This window comes from Nocardia sp. NPDC058176, from assembly GCF_042883805.1.
Taxonomy (GTDB): domain Bacteria; phylum Actinomycetota; class Actinomycetes; order Mycobacteriales; family Mycobacteriaceae; genus Nocardia.
This window is the reverse complement of sequence record NZ_JBHVVA010000011.1, coordinates 15,112-31,047: the sequence shown is the minus strand read 5'-3', so window position 1 is coordinate 31,047 and position 15,936 is coordinate 15,112. Positions and strand designations below refer to the sequence as shown.

Below are 15,936 nucleotides of genomic sequence, written 5' to 3'. Positions count from 1 at the left end.
CGGTGCGCGCCGGTCACAATCGGAGAGCCAGAAGGCACCAACTTCTCCACCCGCGCCAGCGGGAGAAGGCCGACGGCGCGAACGTGTGCGCTCGATCGGGCACCGTGTCGACGGTGCCCCGCAGGTCGGCTGTGCAGCAGTCGGACCCGAGGGGTGGGGTGCGAGCTGTGCGAGCTCCGCGTGCTGGAGCGGCGGGGGCCGGGCCCCTGTGGGCCCGGCCCGCCGGCTAGGTGACGTCGGTGCCGCATCCGAGGCAGAGCAGCAGGTCACCTTCGAGGTACCAGGCGGTGGGGATCTCGTCGAGCCCGTCGAGGGGATACCCGTCGAGACTGGCCGAGTCCAGCCGCCAGGTGTTCTCACCGGGCTCGTAGGGCCATTCGTGGTCGGGGAAATTCGCCCGGCCGACCTGGACGGGGTGACCGAAGGCGCAGTCGGCGACGGTGACGGTGGTCCAGGTGCCGCCGAGGCTGGAGAGGTCGGGGAGTTCGCGCAGCGGGTAGCTCATGATCGGGTGCCTTCCTGCCGGGGTGGTTTGACTGAGGGCGTCTCGAGCACGGCTGCGGTGGGTGTCAAGGGGTGCGGAGCAATCACGTAGTGACGCCTGCAGGGCGCTCTTGATGCCCACCGTGGTTGTGCTAGCCCTCGGATCAGTCAGACCGCCCCGGCAGGAAGGTGCCTGGGCGACCTGCGTGGACTCCCCGACCTCGGAGGTGGGAGCGACCACATGACGCAACCGCGGTGAGCGACCCGCGCGGCAGGGGTTGGCCGGCTCCCCGACCACGAATGGCGCTGCGCGCTGGGCCCGCTCGGGCTCAGCGCCGGGGGCCTCGGCGGCGAGGTGGCCGGCTGTTGCCGGGCGGGTCGTCGTCGAGGGGTGTGGTCCGGGCTGTGCCCGGAGTCGATAGCGTGGTTTCGGTTCCGCGCTGGGAGATGATCGACGCGGGAGCTGCGTTTGTCGGGGACGGCGCGATGTCGCGGCAGCTCTGATCGTGTTGGTGTTCATCGCTATCCGGTGAGGGTCTTTGCCGACTACCGTGGTGGGAGATCGGATGCGTTGTGGGGGGATACGCTTCGCTGTCTACCCCTTGGCGTTGTCGCAGTAGTTGTCGCGATGGGTGAAGGAGGACGCGATGCCCAAGCGGATGGTCGGCGCGAAAGTCACCTCGGTGCCCGAACCGGTGGATCCGGTGGAGCTGCAGCAGCAACTGCTGGACCTGCTCGAGGTGGTGCGGGGCACGGTTTTTCTGGATCGTGCGCGCAAGGCTCATGAGCAGGTGCTGGGTTTGCGCGATGTGGTGCAGCGGCTGGACACCTCGGATCCGCGGGGGCATGCGGCGTCGCGGTTGTTCGACTACGTCGTGGCGGTGAGTCGGTCTCGTGTGCGTCTGCGGGCGCAGCGGTTGACGGTGGCGCAGCGCGGTCTCGAGGAGGATCTGCTGGTGGTGCTGGGTGAGATCCTGGATCGTCGTGTTCGTCTCGCTGATCTGGCGGGCCGGTTGGACAGGATCGGCGAGCAGCTCGACCGGCTCGAGGCGTCCGGATCGCGGTACCGGGTCGTGGCGACGTTGTTCGAGTATGTCGCGCGCACGCACGCGTTAGCTGAGGTCGGTGAGCGTGAGGAACGTCGTCGGGTGATCGCCGATATCCAACGCTCCTCGGCGCCACCGATGGGACGTTCGCGTTCCGTGGCGTCTTCACCGGAGGTGTCGCAGCCGTACCGGCGGCCGCCACGGATGCCCTCGCGGGGCCGGACCGGTTTCAGCTTGTAGGCGCAGCCGGGCGCCCTGATCAGTTGGGGCGCGCGAGCCCCGGCCTGCGCACAGCAACGTGCTGAGAAGACCGCTTATCAGCGCCCAGCCTTCTCAGCACGTTGCGGGGCGGCAGACCGATCAATCCGGAGCGAATGTCGCTGCGGTGCCGGAGATTTCTCCTGTGGCTGGTGTGATCAGAACGGGTAGTCGTTGACCAGCGGTCGTTCGTCGAGGACCGGGAGCATGACGCCGTCGTCGATGTGGTCGGCGGGGCGCAGCGGCTCGGGCTCGGGGTCGGGACCGAAGAATGCCTGCCAGACAGGCGTCCCGTCGAGCTCGGCCTGGTGCTCCCGCAGATAGCCTTTCAGCTGCTTCTCGACGCCGTCGATCGCGGGCCCGTAGTCGGACTCCTGCACGTCCTCGGCGTCGGGGTAGAGGAACTCGACCGGCGTGTTGTCCATGCGCATCAGCCGGTCGAACTCTGCGAGCAGGGTGCGTACGCGGGGATGGGCGTCGAGGGTCGGGTCGTTGTCGAACATCAGGCTCCTTGCAGGCGGATTCGGTGGATGCGGGATACGGCGGCCGCGGCCGCTGGGGGCTAGAGGGCGGCGGCCTCGTTGAGGATGCGTGCGAGGCTGCCCGGGTTGAGGGGCAGGCTCATGCTGGGTCCGAGGCCGTGAGGTTCGTGCTCGGCCGGGTTGACCGGGGGGATGTGGGGGAGTTGCGGTGGCACAGCGACCTTCCGTGCTCTGGTGCTCGCGAGCTCGGAGTGATCACCCACCGGGCCCAGGTTGATGGTGTCAGGTGCGGGGAGGACCCGCGGCGATGATTCCGGCGAGGTAGCGCAGCTGGTAGCCGATGCCGCCTTGTCCGGCCAGGGGCGCGACGGCATAGGGCCAGACCTGGCGGACCAGGGTGGTGTACTTGGCGCCGCCGAACACGATCACGTCCCGACCGAGCAGCTGGTGCTCGGTCGCCTGCTCGTGCAGTTCGTCGGCGGTGATCGCGTCCGGGTCGGTGATCGCGGTGTCGTAGGGATCGAGGACGGTGGCGAGTTCGACGAGACCGTGGCGGGCGGAGACGATCCGGACCTGCTCGGCCGGGGCCAGGATCAGCGCGGCCTGCAAGCACATCCGGGTGTAGGAGCCGGTGTAGAGGTCGCGGGCGGGCCTGGGGTGGTCGGCCTTGCGGGCGCCGCACGCGACCAGGACCAGCGGGCCGGTCACGGCATGACCAGCAGGTAGACCTCGCCGAGGGAGATGACCGTGGCGGCGGCGACGGCGCACGCGATCACGTAGGTCGGGGCCGAGACCGGCGCGGTGTCGGGCTCGTCGAGCGCGGACCGGTAGCGGGTGGAGGTCGGCCGGGTGGCGTGTTCGGGGCGGATCTGCTGAATCGTCATGGTGTCCTCGGCTCTTTCGGCGATGGCGGAGTTGGTGGCCGGTGGCCGCCGGGAGGGTCTGCACCGGCGGCCACCGGGGATCAGGAGGTTGCTGCTAGGTGGTGTGCAGCGGGGTGACGCTGGTCAGGCGCCGGTGCGCGTCGATGTAGCCGAGGGTGAGGATCGCCCAGGTCATCGCGGTGTCGGCGGCCTCGACGACCGCGCCCAGGTCGGCCTCTTCGATGTGCCCGCGCGGGACGCCGCGTCGGCGCCATGACTCCGCGGCCGTCGCGCCGGCGCGCAGGAACACAGCGGCCGGTGCGATCGTGGTGTCCACCCCGACCGCACCGCCGTTGTACAAGAGGGTGTGCGCGCTGGTGGCGAGGTAGTCGGTCAGTCCGCGGATCGCGGCTCGTTCGGCGTCCTCGAGGCAGATGCTGTTGCGCGCGGTCAGCCGGTGCAGTACGCGCAGGGCGGTGCGGTTGGGGTCGTGCGGGTGCAGGCGGGCGATCTTGGCGAGGAGTTTCCACAGGCACAGCCCGGCATCGCCGGGCGTCGGGGCCGGTTCACCGGCAGGCGGTGCGACGCGGGCGATGGCGGCGTTGATCCGCATGCGCAGCGGTTGGACGTCGGTGACGGAGTCGGCGCACGCGGCCTCGTCGACGAGTTCGGCGGCCAGGACGTAATCGCCTTGCTGGCACCAGCGTTCGGCCTGGTCGAGGACCTGGCGCGCTTCTGCTGCCCGGTGGGCACGTTGGCGGTGACGCTCGTTCTCGGACCTCTCGAGCAGCGGGGTTTCGCCGCTGATCAGGTGGGTGATCAGCGCGTACACCTCTCCGGCGCGGTCGATGCCGGAGAGGTGGTTGACCAGCAGGTGGTTGGCGACGTCGGCCTTTCCGAACACGCCGTCGTGGTAGTAGGTGGCCGCGTGGTCGGCCAGCGCGTGCTCGACCTTGCTGATCTCGATCGGGGTGAGAGTGGTGTGGAAGTGCACGACAGCCTCCGGGGCAGGGGTGTGCACCAGCTCGATTGAGCATGGCGAAGGGCGACAGGTCCGCCGTGTGACGGCGAAAACTACTGGTAGTGAGGATGATTCGCGTCTCAGCGCGTTGACTCAACTCTATCAAACTTACGAGACTTACAAACCTTACAAGATGTGACCTGCATCACTATTCTTGAGATTGGGGCGCGCGGGAACTTGTAAGACTCGTCAGGTCTGGACCCGGAAGGTTGTACCCTTCACAACGTGGAACGAGTTGAGCTGCAACGCCTACGCGATGGGTTCCGCAGCTATGTCCAGCTCGCCGCTGCCGATGAGGCCTTCGAGATCACCTATCGCGGCGAGGCAGCGCTGGTGCTGATGTCGCTGGCGAGCTGGCAGCTGGGCGCCGACGAGGCTGCGGTGCCCGCCGACAGCATCGTCGACCTCGCGATCTCCGAAGGGCGAAAGTTGTTGGGCACCCGCCGGATTGCCGCCCAGCGCGACGCCGAGCACACGCGTATCCTGTGGGGATACAGCGGCCAGCCACTGGCGATGCTCGCGCCGGTGTCGTGGGCCCGCAGCACCAAGGCGCTCAGCCCATTGTTCGACGACACGAATCCCGACTGACCTCCCGGAGAACTCGACGATGACCGGTTACAGCACCGACAACGGCAACAGCGAGAGCAATACGCCCCGGATCGCGGTCGCCGATCATCTGGAATCGACTGCCACTGATCACCGCCGGTTCGCCGAATCCGCGGAACTGAGTGGGCCTGCCGCGCAGGGGTTCTACGCCGCAGCAAAGGCCGCGGCCACCCATTTGCGTGCCGATGACAGCTGCCACCCCGACCGCGGCCAGGTTGCCGCCGCGCTCGACTTCGCGGCCGCCGCGCACAGCATCAGCCCGGACACCACCACCACCTCCTGGCTGCACCGCGTCGCCGTCGCGGCCTCGGCACTGCTGCGATCGCCGGTCTCGGAGCACGCGCACCAAAGCCTCGGCCAGCTGCAACCGGTGTTCTGGCTCAACGGTTTCGGGAGTGGAGAGCCGATCGGGATCGTGCGCGGCGAGGTGATAGGCGAGACCGTGCCGCGTGGGCTCGAGGACTCGTGGCGGCCCGAGTCGTTGTCGCGTTGCTACGAACTGCTCATCGAGGCCCCATGGGGGGTGACACCGCACGTCGTCGATGCCGCCGAGCTCGTCGCGGTCCCGGCCCATCTGGTTGGCATCGTCGAGCTCGATGTCAACTACCGCGCCGCCGAGTAGGGCACCGAAGGCTCACACGGGGCATCCCACGTACCCCAAAACCCTTGTAACACACCATATTGGTGTGTTATGCTTGTTTCAGCGCAAGGGACATCAGGTCCCGGCCAGACGGATTGGGATCCGAATTGAACGACTCCATGATCATCGCCGAGCTCAAGAACCTCCCCAAGCCCGCCGATGTCGTCGCCTCCAGCATGATCTACGCGCAGGGCTACACCCTGACCACCGAGGAGCGCGCGCTCATCATCGCCCGCGCCGATCTCTTCGAGGCCCTCGGCCTGCACCGCCGGGTCACCGTGACCGTGCGCAACTTCGCCGGCGCGGTCATCGGGCGCATCGCCTACAACATCTGATCCACTCCGGGGGTCGCGGCATAGCCTGCGGCCCCCGGCCTATCCGACAGGAGCCAGTCCACCATGACAGCCATGAGACCTGCGGAGATCGCCGCAACGCGCCACCTCATGGGCTTGTCCCAAGCCGAGCTCGCCGCAGCGCTCGAGGTGAATCGCCACGCCGTGAAGGATTGGGAATCCGGCCGTTTCCAGCCCCGATCAGGCGTGGTTCGAGACCTGTTGACCCTGCGCGCCGAGCATGACGCCGAGCTGGCCACGCTGGTGGAACAGACCAGCGAGAACGAGGTGGAAGTGCCGGATGGGCCGCGCCCGCGCGGCTGGTACCTCGCCCTCGCCGCCCGCCTGATGGATCGGGTTCCGTCTGCTCGGATCGATTGGCCGTCAGCGTGAACCGCTATTTGCTGGGGCGTCGGGGCCCACATCTGCTGTGTGGGCCGATCCGCCCTGACGCGGTGCTCGGGCATGATGAGGCCGGCAAGGGGATGGGCTCTTCTCGGCCAAGGCTCGGTCAGCAATCACCTACCAAGATCATGTAGATTGTTGCGGCACAGCGCATTCAGTGAATTTGCTACAGGACTCACGATCGTCCGGAAGCTTCCGTCTCCGATGGCCCCGGACAGAAGAATGGCTGCCGCACCGGCTTCGCCGGATTGCCCTCGAAAGCGATCGGCGCCGGTCTCGCCCGCGCCCGCCACGATTGGCGGCGACACCCGCGCCCTGGCGTCGCCGATGGCCCGGAGCCGGATTATGGTAATGAAGGAAATTCGTGGTCGGAGTAGACATTCCGACGATCCAAGAGGGGGATCATGGCGACATTTGCATTCGACCCGGAAGCGGCGGCGACCTACCTGCAGGCCGCCCAGAATGTCAGCGGCGAACTGGCCTCGGCCGCGGCGACGCTGTCGGCGGCACTGCCCAGCGAGGCTGCCGCGCTCGGGCTCGGGACCATTGCCAATGAGTTCGCTGCCGAACTGCTCAGCGTGCTCACCGGCCACCTCGGCGCGCTCCAGGGCGCCGGCGCCGACGTCGGCAGTTACGCCGATGGCCTGCGCCGCTATGACACAGCCACCGGCGATGTCGATGGGACAACCGCCGAGGGCCTGACGCGCGCAGGATCGGAGATGCAGGCGTGAAGCGATTGCGATCCCAGCAGCCGCAGGTACCCGCACAGCAGCCAGACCAGGAACATCCTGCGGTGACGTTGCTCGCGAAGCCGCTGGTGGACCTGCGGGCGAGCCTCGGCTCCTCGACCGCCCTGGTGCAGACACTGATCGACGCGTTGCGCACGGCATCAACTCAGACCGGCCACACCGAGCTGCCGCACATGCAGGGCGTGCACGCGCTGGAGTCGACCTGGCTGTACTCGGCCAGCGCCGATGTCGCGATCCCGGCGATGCGCACCACCCAGGCCGCCATCGGCCAACTCTCCGACGCCGCAGCCGCTTACGCCACGACAACCGAGTCGGCGGCGACGGCGATCACCGCGGCCGCCACCGCGGTCGATGCACGGATCGGCCGATTTCGCACCGAGGCCAAGGACCTCATCGCCGCCGCGCAGTCAGCCTCGGCCGACACCGTGCTGTTCGACTTGGCCTCGGCGGCCTACCGCGATGTGCTCACGACCGTGTCCGGCGCGCAGACCGAGCTCGGTGACCACACCCGGGCACTTCGAGCTGTGTCCACGGCGCTGCCGGAAACGGGGAACCGTCCAGGCGCCGCGGGCACCGACACTGACCACCAGGGAAGCCGACCGGCGATTGTCGGCGACAACGTCAACGACACCGGTGGCGCCGCGACCACTCCGGCTTCGGCGACTTCTCCGGCCTCGGTGACAGGCCAGCCGGTGACGAATCCGGTGACCACGACACCGACGACCACGACGCCCGGCACGACGCAGCCGGTGGTCGTGAATCCGACGATGACCCCGACCACTACTGCGGCGCTCACCCCTCAGCAGCAGGCCGAACTGGCGCTGCAGAAGCAGATGTGGGCTGCGGCGACGGCGGTGGGGACTGCCGGCATCGAGGCGGTGGCCGGGGTGATCGAGCACGGCATCACGACCGCGGCCGGGACGCTCGAGCACGGAATGGACAAGGTGGCGGGCCTCGGCGAGAAGGGGATCGACGCGCTGGCGGCCCAGGCGGAAAAGACGATCACCGCCTCGACCGGGGGCGGCGCGGGCACCGATGGCGCCACCTCGGGCGCGGCCGCGACACCCGGGCAGCAGCCTGGCTCGTCGTCGGGTGCTCCTGCGAGCGGAAACGGTGATCAGCAGCCCAAGCCGGCCACCGAGAAACCGGCCACCGACCGGCCGGTCGTCAACCAGCCAGCACCGGCGCCCGCCGCGCCGCCCGCGACGACGCCGAACCAGCCCGCTCCGACGGCGGCCGCGCCGGCTCCGGGTGGAGACGGGACTCGCGCGCCGCAAGCGCAGGCGCCGGTCGCCGTTGGTGGTGCGCCGACCACGGCACCGGCACCGGCACCGGCACCGGCGGATTCTGAACGCCGTCCGCGCAGCCAGTTCGGTTCCCGGGCCACGACCGGCACACCCGCGTGAGCGATCAGCCTTCGGTCTCCCTTGGGTTGCCGATCGCGCCGGTCCCGACCCCGCCGGAGCGACCGAAGCGGTCCCGGGGTTCGGCGCGGGCTGCGAAGGGCGACGGGGAAGCCGGTTGGCGCGAGGCGGTCGACCCGAGGGCGGTAGCCATCGGCAGCACAGACCGCGTCACCGAGACGTGGGAAGGCAATATCGATGCATGGTTCGAGCCTGAACCCGCAGCGGCGTCCACTGATTCAGGTGATTCAGGATCACAAGTCAAACCGGAGAACGGCTCGATCAAGCGGCCGCGGAAGGTGAGTACGACCGGCGGGCGGCGCAAGGTTGACAGGTTGTCCATCCTGCTGCTGGTCGGCGTGGTTTTCGGCGTGTGCATGGTGGTCTGGGTGAGCAGCACGTCGGGATCGACGCAGCAGGCCCGGACCGATGCCACTCCTTCGGCGACGAGCCCGATATCGGAGGCCTCCTCCACGTCCACTCCGGTCTTGGCCGCTTCGCCGCAGTTGATCATTCCCCGCTGCAAGCACGTCCGTACCGCCGAGCTCGTGTCCGGAACTGGGGTCGGCGGAACGGAATCGGCTGTAGGCGCGATCCTCGGCTTCGAGCATGCCTTCTACGAACGCCGCTCCGGGGCCGCTGCCCACGCCTTCGTCGTCGAGGGCGCACAGGTACCGCCGGCGGAGGATCTGCAAGGCTTGATCAACGAGATCCCGGCCCAGACGCGCTACTGCGTCAGGATCACCCCGACCGAGGATCCGAATCTGCATCGGGTCCGGCTGCAGGAGCAGTGGCCTGGCCAGCCCGTCGATGATCTCTTCGAGCAGCTCATCACCACCCGCACAGTCGATGGCATCACGAAGATCACCGCGATCACCGAGGTCCCCGCCAAGTGAACCGCGCCCCGACCACCTGATCAGCTCAGTTCCAGCTCGGTCGACCGCACCACAGGCGGTCGACCGAGCTGGAACTGGACGTCGGGCACCTGGCTGGAGGAGAAAGCCGGGGACGGCTCCCGACGTGCCCCGCACTGTTGGGGTGAAATCCCAACCGGTGCGGGGCATCGCCGGAACAGTGGCGGCCACGTCGACACCGACCGGACACCAGATCACCTGTGTCCCGCTGATCGCTCGCTCGGCAGGGCCACGCCCCTGGTCAGGGTGAGAACCCACCCGTTCGTTGCTGTGACGACACGCCATCAGCAGACAGGTCGCGGGCTACCCACCCTGCAAGATGTGCGAAAATTCGAACATGCATTCGAACGACTCGGCTACGGCTGACCCGGCGGAGCCCGACCTCGCCGCGTTACCGCTCGCCGATCGACTCGCGCAGTTGCGCCAACGGATGGATGCTATTCCCGCCCGTGCCGGACTTCCCGCACGGGCGGAGGTGCCCGGACATGACGTCCTCCCTGTCCCGGGCCCGCTCGGCGATCTGCTGCCCGATCACGGTTTGACGCGCGGCACGGTCGTGGCGTGCCCGCGCGGTGCGGTCCTGTGCGGGCTCCTGGCGGCGGCGACCGCTGCCGGTCGCCACGCCGCGGTGCTGTCCTCGGCGACCGGTCCGCAGATCGGCCTGCTCGCCGCGTGGGAGATGGGCGCCGACCTCGGCCGTCTGGCGTGCATCCGCACTCCGGACGACAGCGCAGCCGAAGTCGTGGGTGTCCTCGCCGATGGCATCACCGTGATCGTTCTCGATCTCCCTCACGCCCATATTCGTCGGTCCGCGATGGAAACGCTGCGGGCGCGTCTGCGGAGCAAGGGAGCGGTGCTGCTCGTGACCAGCACGGACTGGGCCAGGCAGGCGCACCTCGACATCGGCATTCAGCGACGCCCGAACTATGGGCTGGGTCGCGGCCGCGGTCGGGTTACCCAGTACGACCTCGACATCGACATATCCGTCGGCGGCCGCCGGGTCCGCCGTGGCCGGCTCGTGCTGCGCGGCGCGGGCGGGCGTACCCGCTGGCATCATCCCGACGCCGCTCCGCTGACCCTGGCTCACACCGGATGACGGCATCCAGCAACCCCCACATGATGCGCTGGCTCGCGACACCTCGGCCGGTGGAAGTCGACCCGTGCGCTGTAGTTGTTCTGCCCCGATCCTGGCCGCCGAACAACCGTCGAGCGCTCGGCGTCACCGCCGGTGGCCTCGACCTACGTCTCGATCAACCATGGCTCCCCGCCACCCTGCATCGCTGGATCCGAGTAAACCTGGGCTTCTGGCTGGGCGAAGTAGAAATCCACTACACCAGCCGCAACAGCACGATCCAAGTACCGATCCGGCAGTGGGTGATCGCGGACGGGATACGACCATCCCCAGGAAATGGACGAGCCGCCGAAGCCTCGGGGGGGAGGTGAGGCCTCGGCGGCCCGATGGTGGTGTAGGCCGACGCGGACGTCACCTACACGGTCGGACCGATGGGGGGAGATCGGTCCTCGCGGCAATATTACGCCTCATCCAGCAAACGTGAAGCACACATGCTTGAACTATGTGACCGGCCGTACTACGGCGTTTGAGTCGGGTCGGTGAGCTCAACGGCCGCGCTGCGGGCGGCATCGAGGAGTTCCAGCACCCGATGTATACCCGAGTTCGCTTGTTCGAGCAGCTGGCGAACTTCCTTCACCGCCCGCACTTCCGGGGGTAAGGAATCGGCTGCGGCCTCGGGGAAGATGTCGTGCAGCGCGTACTGCTTGTCCAAGGCCAGGATTTCACGCAGCGGTGCATGCAGGTCGCCACGCAGGTCTTCGATGCGCGAGTACAAGGTGTTCGGATGGATTGGTTTCTCATGCATTGAGATGCGCCCTTCGCGTCTAGTCTCGCCGCCTGCGGGGAATTCACCAGTAGATTTCCGCGCGGGACTCGATACTGCGGATTGCGGAGCCGGTTTCTAGGAGGTGTATTGGCTCCACGATCCAGATTCGTCTCCGGCGAGGATGCCGGCGACCCTCTGCCGTAGTCGTGCTGCGTGGTCAGGTGAGGCGGCTGCGCGTCTAAGTGGACCGCTGACCTGAACGAGGTCACGCATTCGACGGAGAGCCTGGAACCCGCGGGCGAATTCGCACAGGTCGTAGCCATATTCGCTGATGAACGCGTCGATCCATCCACGGTCGCGGCCGAACCGGATCGTGGCGTGCCAGGTCGGGATCAGGTCGACTTCGAGAGGGCCAACGCTGGCCCAGTCCCAGTCTCCGAGGATGGGCACGAGTTCGGATCCTGTGTCGCGCCAGAGCAGGTTTCCGGCCCAGGCATCGCCGTGGAGGAGCCCTTCGCCGAGGGGCCAGTCGATGCTGGTGATCTCCTGGCGGACTTCGCCGACCAGTTCGAGCAGACTCCGCCGTTCGTTCGGGCTGAGGTGCTCGGTGTCGGTACGTGGGTCGGTCAGGGCCGCGTACAGGGACTCAAGCGGGATCCATCGCGGGAGTTGCACATGGTCAGGGACAGGGATGGAGTGCAGCCTGCGCAGCAGCGCTCCGAGCTCGCGTGAGGTCGGAGCGGCCTTCTCTGGTGGTTGCGGGTAGTAGGTCCAGAAGCTGACATCGTGACCGTCGACGACAATCGGTGTCGCGCCGGATAGCGGTTCGGTCGCGCCGAAGCCGCTCTGGGTCAGCGATTCGGTGAGCGCACGGGTTCGCAGGGCTCTGGGGAGGTCTGCGGCGCCAGTAGAGATTCGCGCGACGGCTCTGTGTTCGGGGAGTACGAACACGGCATTGCTGGAGTGGTGGATGAGCTGCGCTCCAGCTGCGGACAGGCCGCGAGTAGTGCAGGCGGTGCGGAGGGTGGCGTGGAGGCTGGTGGTTGTGGTCATCATCCGATCGGGACCATGGCCTCGGCGAAGTCGTGTTCCACTTTCCGCACGAGGTCTCGTTGGGCGTGCGGGGCGAGCTGTCGGCGCACGGCGTTGATCGCGTCGAGTCCGCGGCTGCTCACGACGGTGCTGGCCGCAGGCAGCGCTTCGATGAGGATCTGCGCCGCGTGGTCGACGTCGGCCTCACGGGCATCTGCCATGTGAGATCCGGCCAGGGTCGACGAGGCCAGAACGTAGCGGCGCTCCATCTCGCCAGTCGAGCTGAGAACGAGTGGGGCGTGGTGCTGCACGCCGCGTGCATCGCCGTGGTCGGCGGCGACGTACATGGTTTCGGCTGCGAGCTGCTCGTGGGTGAAGAACCTGATCCACGCTGGCTCATCGTCGGGGTGTGCGTGATCGAGCTGCTGTTCGGCGGCGGCGAGTGCGCGCGCGGAGGCAGCTCGGTCGCCGGCTAGGGCATGGGCGCGGGCGAGGAGAGCGCTGCTGCGAGCGATGGTCGATGGAGAGCCGGACTGTCGTGCTGTTCCGACGGCGGTCTCGGCGAGGGTGATCGCATCGGCTCGGCGGCCGGTGTGGTGCGCCTGCATGGCCATGTCGGCGAGGATATGCGCTCCGAGTTCGAGGTTGCCAGCGGCCTTAGCCAGTGCGAGGGCGGTCCGGTACCACGCGATGGCAGCGGCTTGTCTGGCGGTGTCGAAGGACATGAATCCGGCCAGGTCCGATAGCCGGGCGCTGACGGTGTTCAGTTCGGCAGCGATCGATGCGTCGTAGGTTCCGTGCAGGGCGGGCGCGACCGTCCTGGTGAGGAATTCGGTGAGGGCATCGCGGGCGTAGCCGCCGCCGAGGTGGCGGTCGGCGTTGGTGAGGGTGTCGCACATCGACCACATGATCGCGATGTCGGCTTTGCCGACTCGGCGGCGGTTGCTCCCCGCCTGGCCAATGGTGGGGGCTTCTCCGCTGTGCCACTCACGCAGCAACTCGGGCAAGGGCAGTGCGGTCCACGGGTTGTCCGGGAGCACGATTTCGGCCGCGTCGGCGGTGTCGGTGCTGGTGTTGGCCGCGGCCTGTTCCATGCGCCGCCACATACGTTCGAGCGCGCCGCCGGTGTCGAGTGCGGCATCGAGCCGCTGGGCGAGTTCGAGGTGGGCGGTGCGCTCTGCCTTCTCGATCTTGCTGATAAGCGGGCCACTGTATTTGGCCAGTGTGCCGAGGGATGCCTGTGACAGGCCGCGCAGGGTGCGCCAGTGGCGCAGCTCGGCGCCGAACACCTGGTGCGGTGTTTCGACGGTCAGCTCGCGCATCTGCTGTGGCATCGCTTGGCCCCCTTGAGATTCGGTGACCGATGCGTACAGATTTTTGTCCGCATCGAAGCTCTTGGGCAAGCCTAGGCCGCCGCGCAGACTTATTAGTAGTGACGGGCCGAAATAGTTACCTGGATCCGATTCCGTGAAACGGGAATTCGCTGCGTCGCTTTCCGAACCGACCGAAACAGGGGGCTGCGATGGAAGAAGATGCGGCGTTGCAGAGTTCCCGGTACTACCGGATGACGTGCGGATTGCCTGCCTTGGTGCATCCCACCTACACCGACATGGTTGTGGTGAAGACGGGGTCCGTCATCGGCATCACGATGCCCAGTTCCTTGGGCGCAGAGGTCATCAGGGAAATGCGCGACCAGGAGTCCGCTGTCGGCGCGATCGTGGGCCATCACCGATCCGGGCGGTGGACATTCATCGTTCGCGCGGACTTGACCACTGACGATTCCGACCACATCGCACTGTTCGCCGAGCTCTATCGACTGGATGTCTGGGTGGTGCGCGACGGCGCGGAGATCGCGTTGCCGATCTCGCCTAGCGACGTATTCCGGCACTGGGTCGAGGAGCCGCGGGACAAGTTCCGGCCCGCGGCATCAGTTGTCGTGAGTGCCGTCCGCCGAGTGCGGGAGAAGAGCAATGCACCGTGAAGAACCGAACGGTCCGCTCCCGCTATGGCACGAACTCAGCGTCGTGTGGGTCGGCGGTCTCGCGGTCGAGCACCCGCTCATCCGGTTGGTATGTGCGCTGGCGAAACTGCATCGAAAACGTCGCTGGGCGCGCAGGCCGTTAGTGGCGGATCGCAGGCGGAGAGCTTTGCTCGACGAGATCGATCTGTGGGTGGCGACAAATGTTGGCGCTGCGGTCGTCCCGCCTGTGGCTGCCCTGATTGAAGAGATGGCCCGCGCCGGTACCCGTGCCCGGCGGCTGCTGGCTACCGATGACCCCGCCGGCGAAGCGGTGCATATGGCTTGGACGTCGTTGGCCGCACTGGCTGATCAATGGTCCGAACTAGTTGCGCATGCACATGTCCCCTACGAATATTCGATTGCTGAGGCTCGATGATGCGGCCCGATATCCGCTTGATACTGCCCAGCCCGCAGACCGTGCTGGAAGCCTTCGCCACCCCCGAAGCGGTGATTCCGCACCGCCGACCGGAGCTGATCGCCGGGTTGCATCGGCTACATACCCTGCACCGCGCCTACCGCGCGGCCTCGACCGATGTTGCGACCGAGGGACTTCCGGAATCGGTGCTTCGAGACGCGTCCGCATCTGTGACCAGTCTCGGCGCTGACATCGAGCACACCGTATTCGAGATCGACGCCGAGGTCGCGCGACGGCTCGATGCGCACGGTGGCGCATCGTTCGACGCGCCACTGCACACCGAGTCCATCGGCGCGATTCTGTCGCGAGTCGCGCTGCTGTGGATCGAGGTCGATGCGCACCGCGAGGGGACACAGGAACTGCCCGCGGCGGTCGAACTGTTCGAGCTGATCGGCGCCTACGGCTCGCTGCGTGAGGCCATCGCTTCCGGGAATCGTCAACTGCCGACGGTCCGGCGCCCATGTTCCTGACGACGCCTCCCTCGAACTGGCTGTGCGGCAGCGGGTTGCGACTCCCACGCAGACCACGACCCACGGTGCTGCTCCCTGTCGCATCTAGCTCGGACGCCCGCCATCGCAAATGGCCATGTGCAGGATCTGACCTTGCAGTGCTGGTGCTTGAGGGCACCCCGGCCCCGCCCGGCACTGCTTCATCGCGTGCGCGATCGCGGCTCAGTGCCGAGCCTCGGGCGCACGCAACACCTCTCCCAGTGCGCAGGGAGAGACCGGTGCCGGTGGGAAGGCGCCTCTCGCCCTTCCCACCGGCACCTTGTTACAGGCGCGGGCCGCGCCATCGACCGCCCCTGTGCTGTACCGCAGAACCAGATCACTTAGGGATCCTCACGATGACCATGAACCTGCCCGGCCCTGCCCTGCTCGAACGTGCATGCCGGGGATGGCCGCTGATCGCTACCGGCCTGCCTGTCCTGGACTCCGTCGTCGAGCTGGTCGGCGAGCTCGGCGCGCTCCATCGGGATCGGCTCATGGAGGTGAGGCTCGACTCGATCGACCGGCGCCGGATCATGAGCGCGGGCGCCCTCGACACTCTTGTCACCTGTGAGCTGCCTCCTCCCGGAAGGGGCGCTCGCGCACACACTGAGACGATCAGCAGCGTCGTCGACCGAATGGCCAGCTGGTGCGCAGTCCTGCACACCCCGGTCGCCACCTGCCTCACCGCCTCCGAGGTCGCCTTCGCCCGGCAGCGGGTGGCCGAGATACGGCGAGGCTACGGCGCGCTGCGTGAAGAGCTCGTCCTCGGCATGTCTCGCCTGCCGCAGCGAACCACACTGGCGCCAGTCAGTTTCGCTGGACTTGACGTCATTCTGCGCCGCGCAAAGTCGATCGAATTGCACGATCAGGATCGAACTCACTGCCACAGGCTCTCCGAAGCCTGAGTGCAATGAGCGATGCCGAGGAACTACAGCTGCCGC

At 67.5% G+C, this 15,936-nt stretch carries 22 protein-coding genes; 13 read left to right on the top strand and 9 right to left on the bottom strand.

Features of this window, described 5'->3' with window-relative positions:
* Window positions 1-226: 226 nt before the first annotated feature.
* Window positions 227-505, bottom strand: coding sequence for a hypothetical protein (locus ACFVVM_RS32540; RefSeq protein WP_387626169.1), 279 nt, complete (start codon window positions 503-505; stop codon window positions 227-229).
* A gap of 682 nt (window positions 506-1,187) precedes the next feature.
* On the opposite strand from ACFVVM_RS32540, the gene ACFVVM_RS32535 reads away from it, so the two are divergent.
* Entirely contained in the window at window positions 1,188-1,769 is a 582-nt protein-coding gene (locus tag ACFVVM_RS32535; protein ID WP_387626167.1) for a hypothetical protein, read from the top strand.
* 176 nt (window positions 1,770-1,945) lie between these two features.
* On the opposite strand, the gene ACFVVM_RS32530 is transcribed toward ACFVVM_RS32535, so the two are convergent.
* The 5 genes from ACFVVM_RS32530 to ACFVVM_RS32510 all read right to left on the bottom strand — a co-directional run bounded on the left by ACFVVM_RS32530 (window position 1,946) and on the right by ACFVVM_RS32510 (window position 4,153).
* The gene (locus tag ACFVVM_RS32530) at window positions 1,946-2,290 is read right to left on the bottom strand and encodes a hypothetical protein (protein ID WP_387626165.1); all 345 of its coding nucleotides are present in this window, start codon (window positions 2,288-2,290) and stop codon (window positions 1,946-1,948) included.
* A gap of 59 nt (window positions 2,291-2,349) precedes the next feature.
* Window positions 2,350-2,532 (bottom strand): hypothetical protein, encoded by a 183-nt coding sequence (locus ACFVVM_RS32525; protein ID WP_387626163.1) that lies wholly within the window; start codon window positions 2,530-2,532, stop codon window positions 2,350-2,352.
* 19 nt (window positions 2,533-2,551) lie between these two features.
* A complete protein-coding gene (locus tag ACFVVM_RS32520) occupies window positions 2,552-2,977 on the bottom strand; it encodes a DUF6884 domain-containing protein (RefSeq protein ID WP_387626161.1) in 426 nt (141 codons plus the stop codon).
* Window positions 2,974-3,153 (bottom strand): hypothetical protein, encoded by a 180-nt coding sequence (locus ACFVVM_RS32515; protein WP_387626159.1) that lies wholly within the window; start codon window positions 3,151-3,153, stop codon window positions 2,974-2,976. The genes ACFVVM_RS32520 and ACFVVM_RS32515 overlap by 4 nt, the downstream gene beginning before the upstream one ends.
* Window positions 3,154-3,247: 94 nt before the next feature.
* On the bottom strand, window positions 3,248-4,153 hold the full coding sequence (locus ACFVVM_RS32510) for a hypothetical protein (protein WP_387626157.1): 906 nt from the start codon (window positions 4,151-4,153) through the stop codon (window positions 3,248-3,250).
* Between the two features lie 225 nt (window positions 4,154-4,378).
* Between ACFVVM_RS32510 and ACFVVM_RS32505 the strand changes: the two genes are divergently transcribed.
* The 8 genes from ACFVVM_RS32505 (at window position 4,379) to ACFVVM_RS32470 (ending at window position 10,298) form a co-directional block, all read left to right on the top strand.
* A complete protein-coding gene (locus tag ACFVVM_RS32505; protein WP_387626155.1) occupies window positions 4,379-4,741 on the top strand; it encodes a hypothetical protein in 363 nt (120 codons plus the stop codon).
* A 19-nt stretch (window positions 4,742-4,760) separates the two neighbouring features.
* Window positions 4,761-5,381 (top strand): hypothetical protein, encoded by a 621-nt coding sequence (locus tag ACFVVM_RS32500; protein ID WP_387626153.1) that lies wholly within the window; start codon window positions 4,761-4,763, stop codon window positions 5,379-5,381.
* Between the two features lie 125 nt (window positions 5,382-5,506).
* Window positions 5,507-5,734, top strand: a complete 228-nt coding sequence (locus ACFVVM_RS32495; RefSeq protein ID WP_387626151.1) for a hypothetical protein — start codon at window positions 5,507-5,509, stop codon at window positions 5,732-5,734.
* Between the two features lie 72 nt (window positions 5,735-5,806).
* On the top strand, window positions 5,807-6,124 hold the full coding sequence (locus ACFVVM_RS32490; RefSeq protein ID WP_387626149.1) for a helix-turn-helix domain-containing protein: 318 nt from the start codon (window positions 5,807-5,809) through the stop codon (window positions 6,122-6,124).
* 416 nt (window positions 6,125-6,540) lie between these two features.
* Window positions 6,541-6,867 carry a hypothetical protein gene (locus ACFVVM_RS32485; RefSeq protein WP_387626147.1) on the top strand — a complete coding sequence of 109 codons (327 nt, stop codon included), beginning with the start codon at window positions 6,541-6,543 and terminating at the stop codon, window positions 6,865-6,867.
* Window positions 6,868-6,929: 62 nt separating this feature from the next.
* Complete coding sequence (locus ACFVVM_RS32480) at window positions 6,930-8,291, top strand: hypothetical protein (protein ID WP_387626145.1); 1,362 nt, start codon at window positions 6,930-6,932, stop codon at window positions 8,289-8,291.
* The gene (locus ACFVVM_RS32475; RefSeq protein ID WP_387626143.1) at window positions 8,288-9,184 is read left to right on the top strand and encodes a hypothetical protein; all 897 of its coding nucleotides are present in this window, start codon (window positions 8,288-8,290) and stop codon (window positions 9,182-9,184) included. The genes ACFVVM_RS32480 and ACFVVM_RS32475 overlap by 4 nt, the downstream gene beginning before the upstream one ends.
* A 355-nt stretch (window positions 9,185-9,539) precedes the next feature.
* Window positions 9,540-10,298, top strand: a complete 759-nt coding sequence (locus ACFVVM_RS32470; RefSeq protein WP_387626141.1) for a hypothetical protein — start codon at window positions 9,540-9,542, stop codon at window positions 10,296-10,298.
* Between the two features lie 493 nt (window positions 10,299-10,791).
* Here the strand turns inward: ACFVVM_RS32470 and ACFVVM_RS32465 are convergent, their stop codons facing one another.
* From ACFVVM_RS32465 to ACFVVM_RS32455, 3 genes are all read right to left on the bottom strand, one after another.
* Complete coding sequence (locus ACFVVM_RS32465) at window positions 10,792-11,079, bottom strand: hypothetical protein (RefSeq protein WP_387626139.1); 288 nt, start codon at window positions 11,077-11,079, stop codon at window positions 10,792-10,794.
* Window positions 11,080-11,175: 96 nt separating this feature from the next.
* A complete protein-coding gene (locus ACFVVM_RS32460) occupies window positions 11,176-12,093 on the bottom strand; it encodes an aminoglycoside phosphotransferase family protein (RefSeq protein ID WP_387626137.1) in 918 nt (305 codons plus the stop codon).
* Window positions 12,093-13,406, bottom strand: coding sequence for a helix-turn-helix domain-containing protein (locus ACFVVM_RS32455; protein WP_387626135.1), 1,314 nt, complete (start codon window positions 13,404-13,406; stop codon window positions 12,093-12,095). The genes ACFVVM_RS32460 and ACFVVM_RS32455 overlap by 1 nt, the downstream gene beginning before the upstream one ends.
* 188 nt (window positions 13,407-13,594) lie before the next feature.
* Here ACFVVM_RS32455 and ACFVVM_RS32450 point away from each other — a divergent pair, with 188 nt between their 5' ends.
* The 4 genes from ACFVVM_RS32450 to ACFVVM_RS32435 all read left to right on the top strand — a co-directional run bounded on the left by ACFVVM_RS32450 (window position 13,595) and on the right by ACFVVM_RS32435 (window position 15,900).
* A complete protein-coding gene (locus ACFVVM_RS32450; RefSeq protein WP_387626133.1) occupies window positions 13,595-14,053 on the top strand; it encodes a DNA-directed RNA polymerase subunit beta in 459 nt (152 codons plus the stop codon).
* Window positions 14,043-14,468, top strand: a complete 426-nt coding sequence (locus tag ACFVVM_RS32445; RefSeq protein WP_387626131.1) for a hypothetical protein — start codon at window positions 14,043-14,045, stop codon at window positions 14,466-14,468. The genes ACFVVM_RS32450 and ACFVVM_RS32445 overlap by 11 nt, the downstream gene beginning before the upstream one ends.
* The gene (locus ACFVVM_RS32440; protein WP_387626129.1) at window positions 14,465-14,977 is read left to right on the top strand and encodes a hypothetical protein; all 513 of its coding nucleotides are present in this window, start codon (window positions 14,465-14,467) and stop codon (window positions 14,975-14,977) included. Before ACFVVM_RS32445 ends, ACFVVM_RS32440 begins: the two co-directional genes overlap by 4 nt.
* Window positions 14,978-15,351: 374 nt before the next feature.
* The gene (locus ACFVVM_RS32435; RefSeq protein ID WP_387626127.1) at window positions 15,352-15,900 is read left to right on the top strand and encodes a hypothetical protein; all 549 of its coding nucleotides are present in this window, start codon (window positions 15,352-15,354) and stop codon (window positions 15,898-15,900) included.
* Window positions 15,901-15,936 lie beyond the last annotated feature (36 nt).

Coding starts and splice junctions, on each gene's coding strand:
- ACFVVM_RS32435 (WP_387626127.1), top strand. CDS start 15,352: ATGACCATGAACCTGCCCGGCCCTGCCCTGCTCGAACGTGCATGCCGG.
- ACFVVM_RS32540 (WP_387626169.1), bottom strand. CDS start 505: ATGAGCTACCCGCTGCGCGAACTCCCCGACCTCTCCAGCCTCGGCGGC.
- ACFVVM_RS32530 (WP_387626165.1), bottom strand. CDS start 2,290: ATGTTCGACAACGACCCGACCCTCGACGCCCATCCCCGCGTACGCACC.
- ACFVVM_RS32450 (WP_387626133.1), top strand. CDS start 13,595: ATGGAAGAAGATGCGGCGTTGCAGAGTTCCCGGTACTACCGGATGACG.
- ACFVVM_RS32485 (WP_387626147.1), top strand. CDS start 6,541: ATGGCGACATTTGCATTCGACCCGGAAGCGGCGGCGACCTACCTGCAG.
- ACFVVM_RS32455 (WP_387626135.1), bottom strand. CDS start 13,406: ATGCCACAGCAGATGCGCGAGCTGACCGTCGAAACACCGCACCAGGTG.
- ACFVVM_RS32490 (WP_387626149.1), top strand. CDS start 5,807: ATGAGACCTGCGGAGATCGCCGCAACGCGCCACCTCATGGGCTTGTCC.
- ACFVVM_RS32500 (WP_387626153.1), top strand. CDS start 4,761: ATGACCGGTTACAGCACCGACAACGGCAACAGCGAGAGCAATACGCCC.
- ACFVVM_RS32445 (WP_387626131.1), top strand. CDS start 14,043: ATGCACCGTGAAGAACCGAACGGTCCGCTCCCGCTATGGCACGAACTC.
- ACFVVM_RS32465 (WP_387626139.1), bottom strand. CDS start 11,079: ATGCATGAGAAACCAATCCATCCGAACACCTTGTACTCGCGCATCGAA.
- ACFVVM_RS32470 (WP_387626141.1), top strand. CDS start 9,540: ATGCATTCGAACGACTCGGCTACGGCTGACCCGGCGGAGCCCGACCTC.
- ACFVVM_RS32440 (WP_387626129.1), top strand. CDS start 14,465: ATGATGCGGCCCGATATCCGCTTGATACTGCCCAGCCCGCAGACCGTG.
- ACFVVM_RS32515 (WP_387626159.1), bottom strand. CDS start 3,153: ATGACGATTCAGCAGATCCGCCCCGAACACGCCACCCGGCCGACCTCC.
- ACFVVM_RS32460 (WP_387626137.1), bottom strand. CDS start 12,093: ATGACCACAACCACCAGCCTCCACGCCACCCTCCGCACCGCCTGCACT.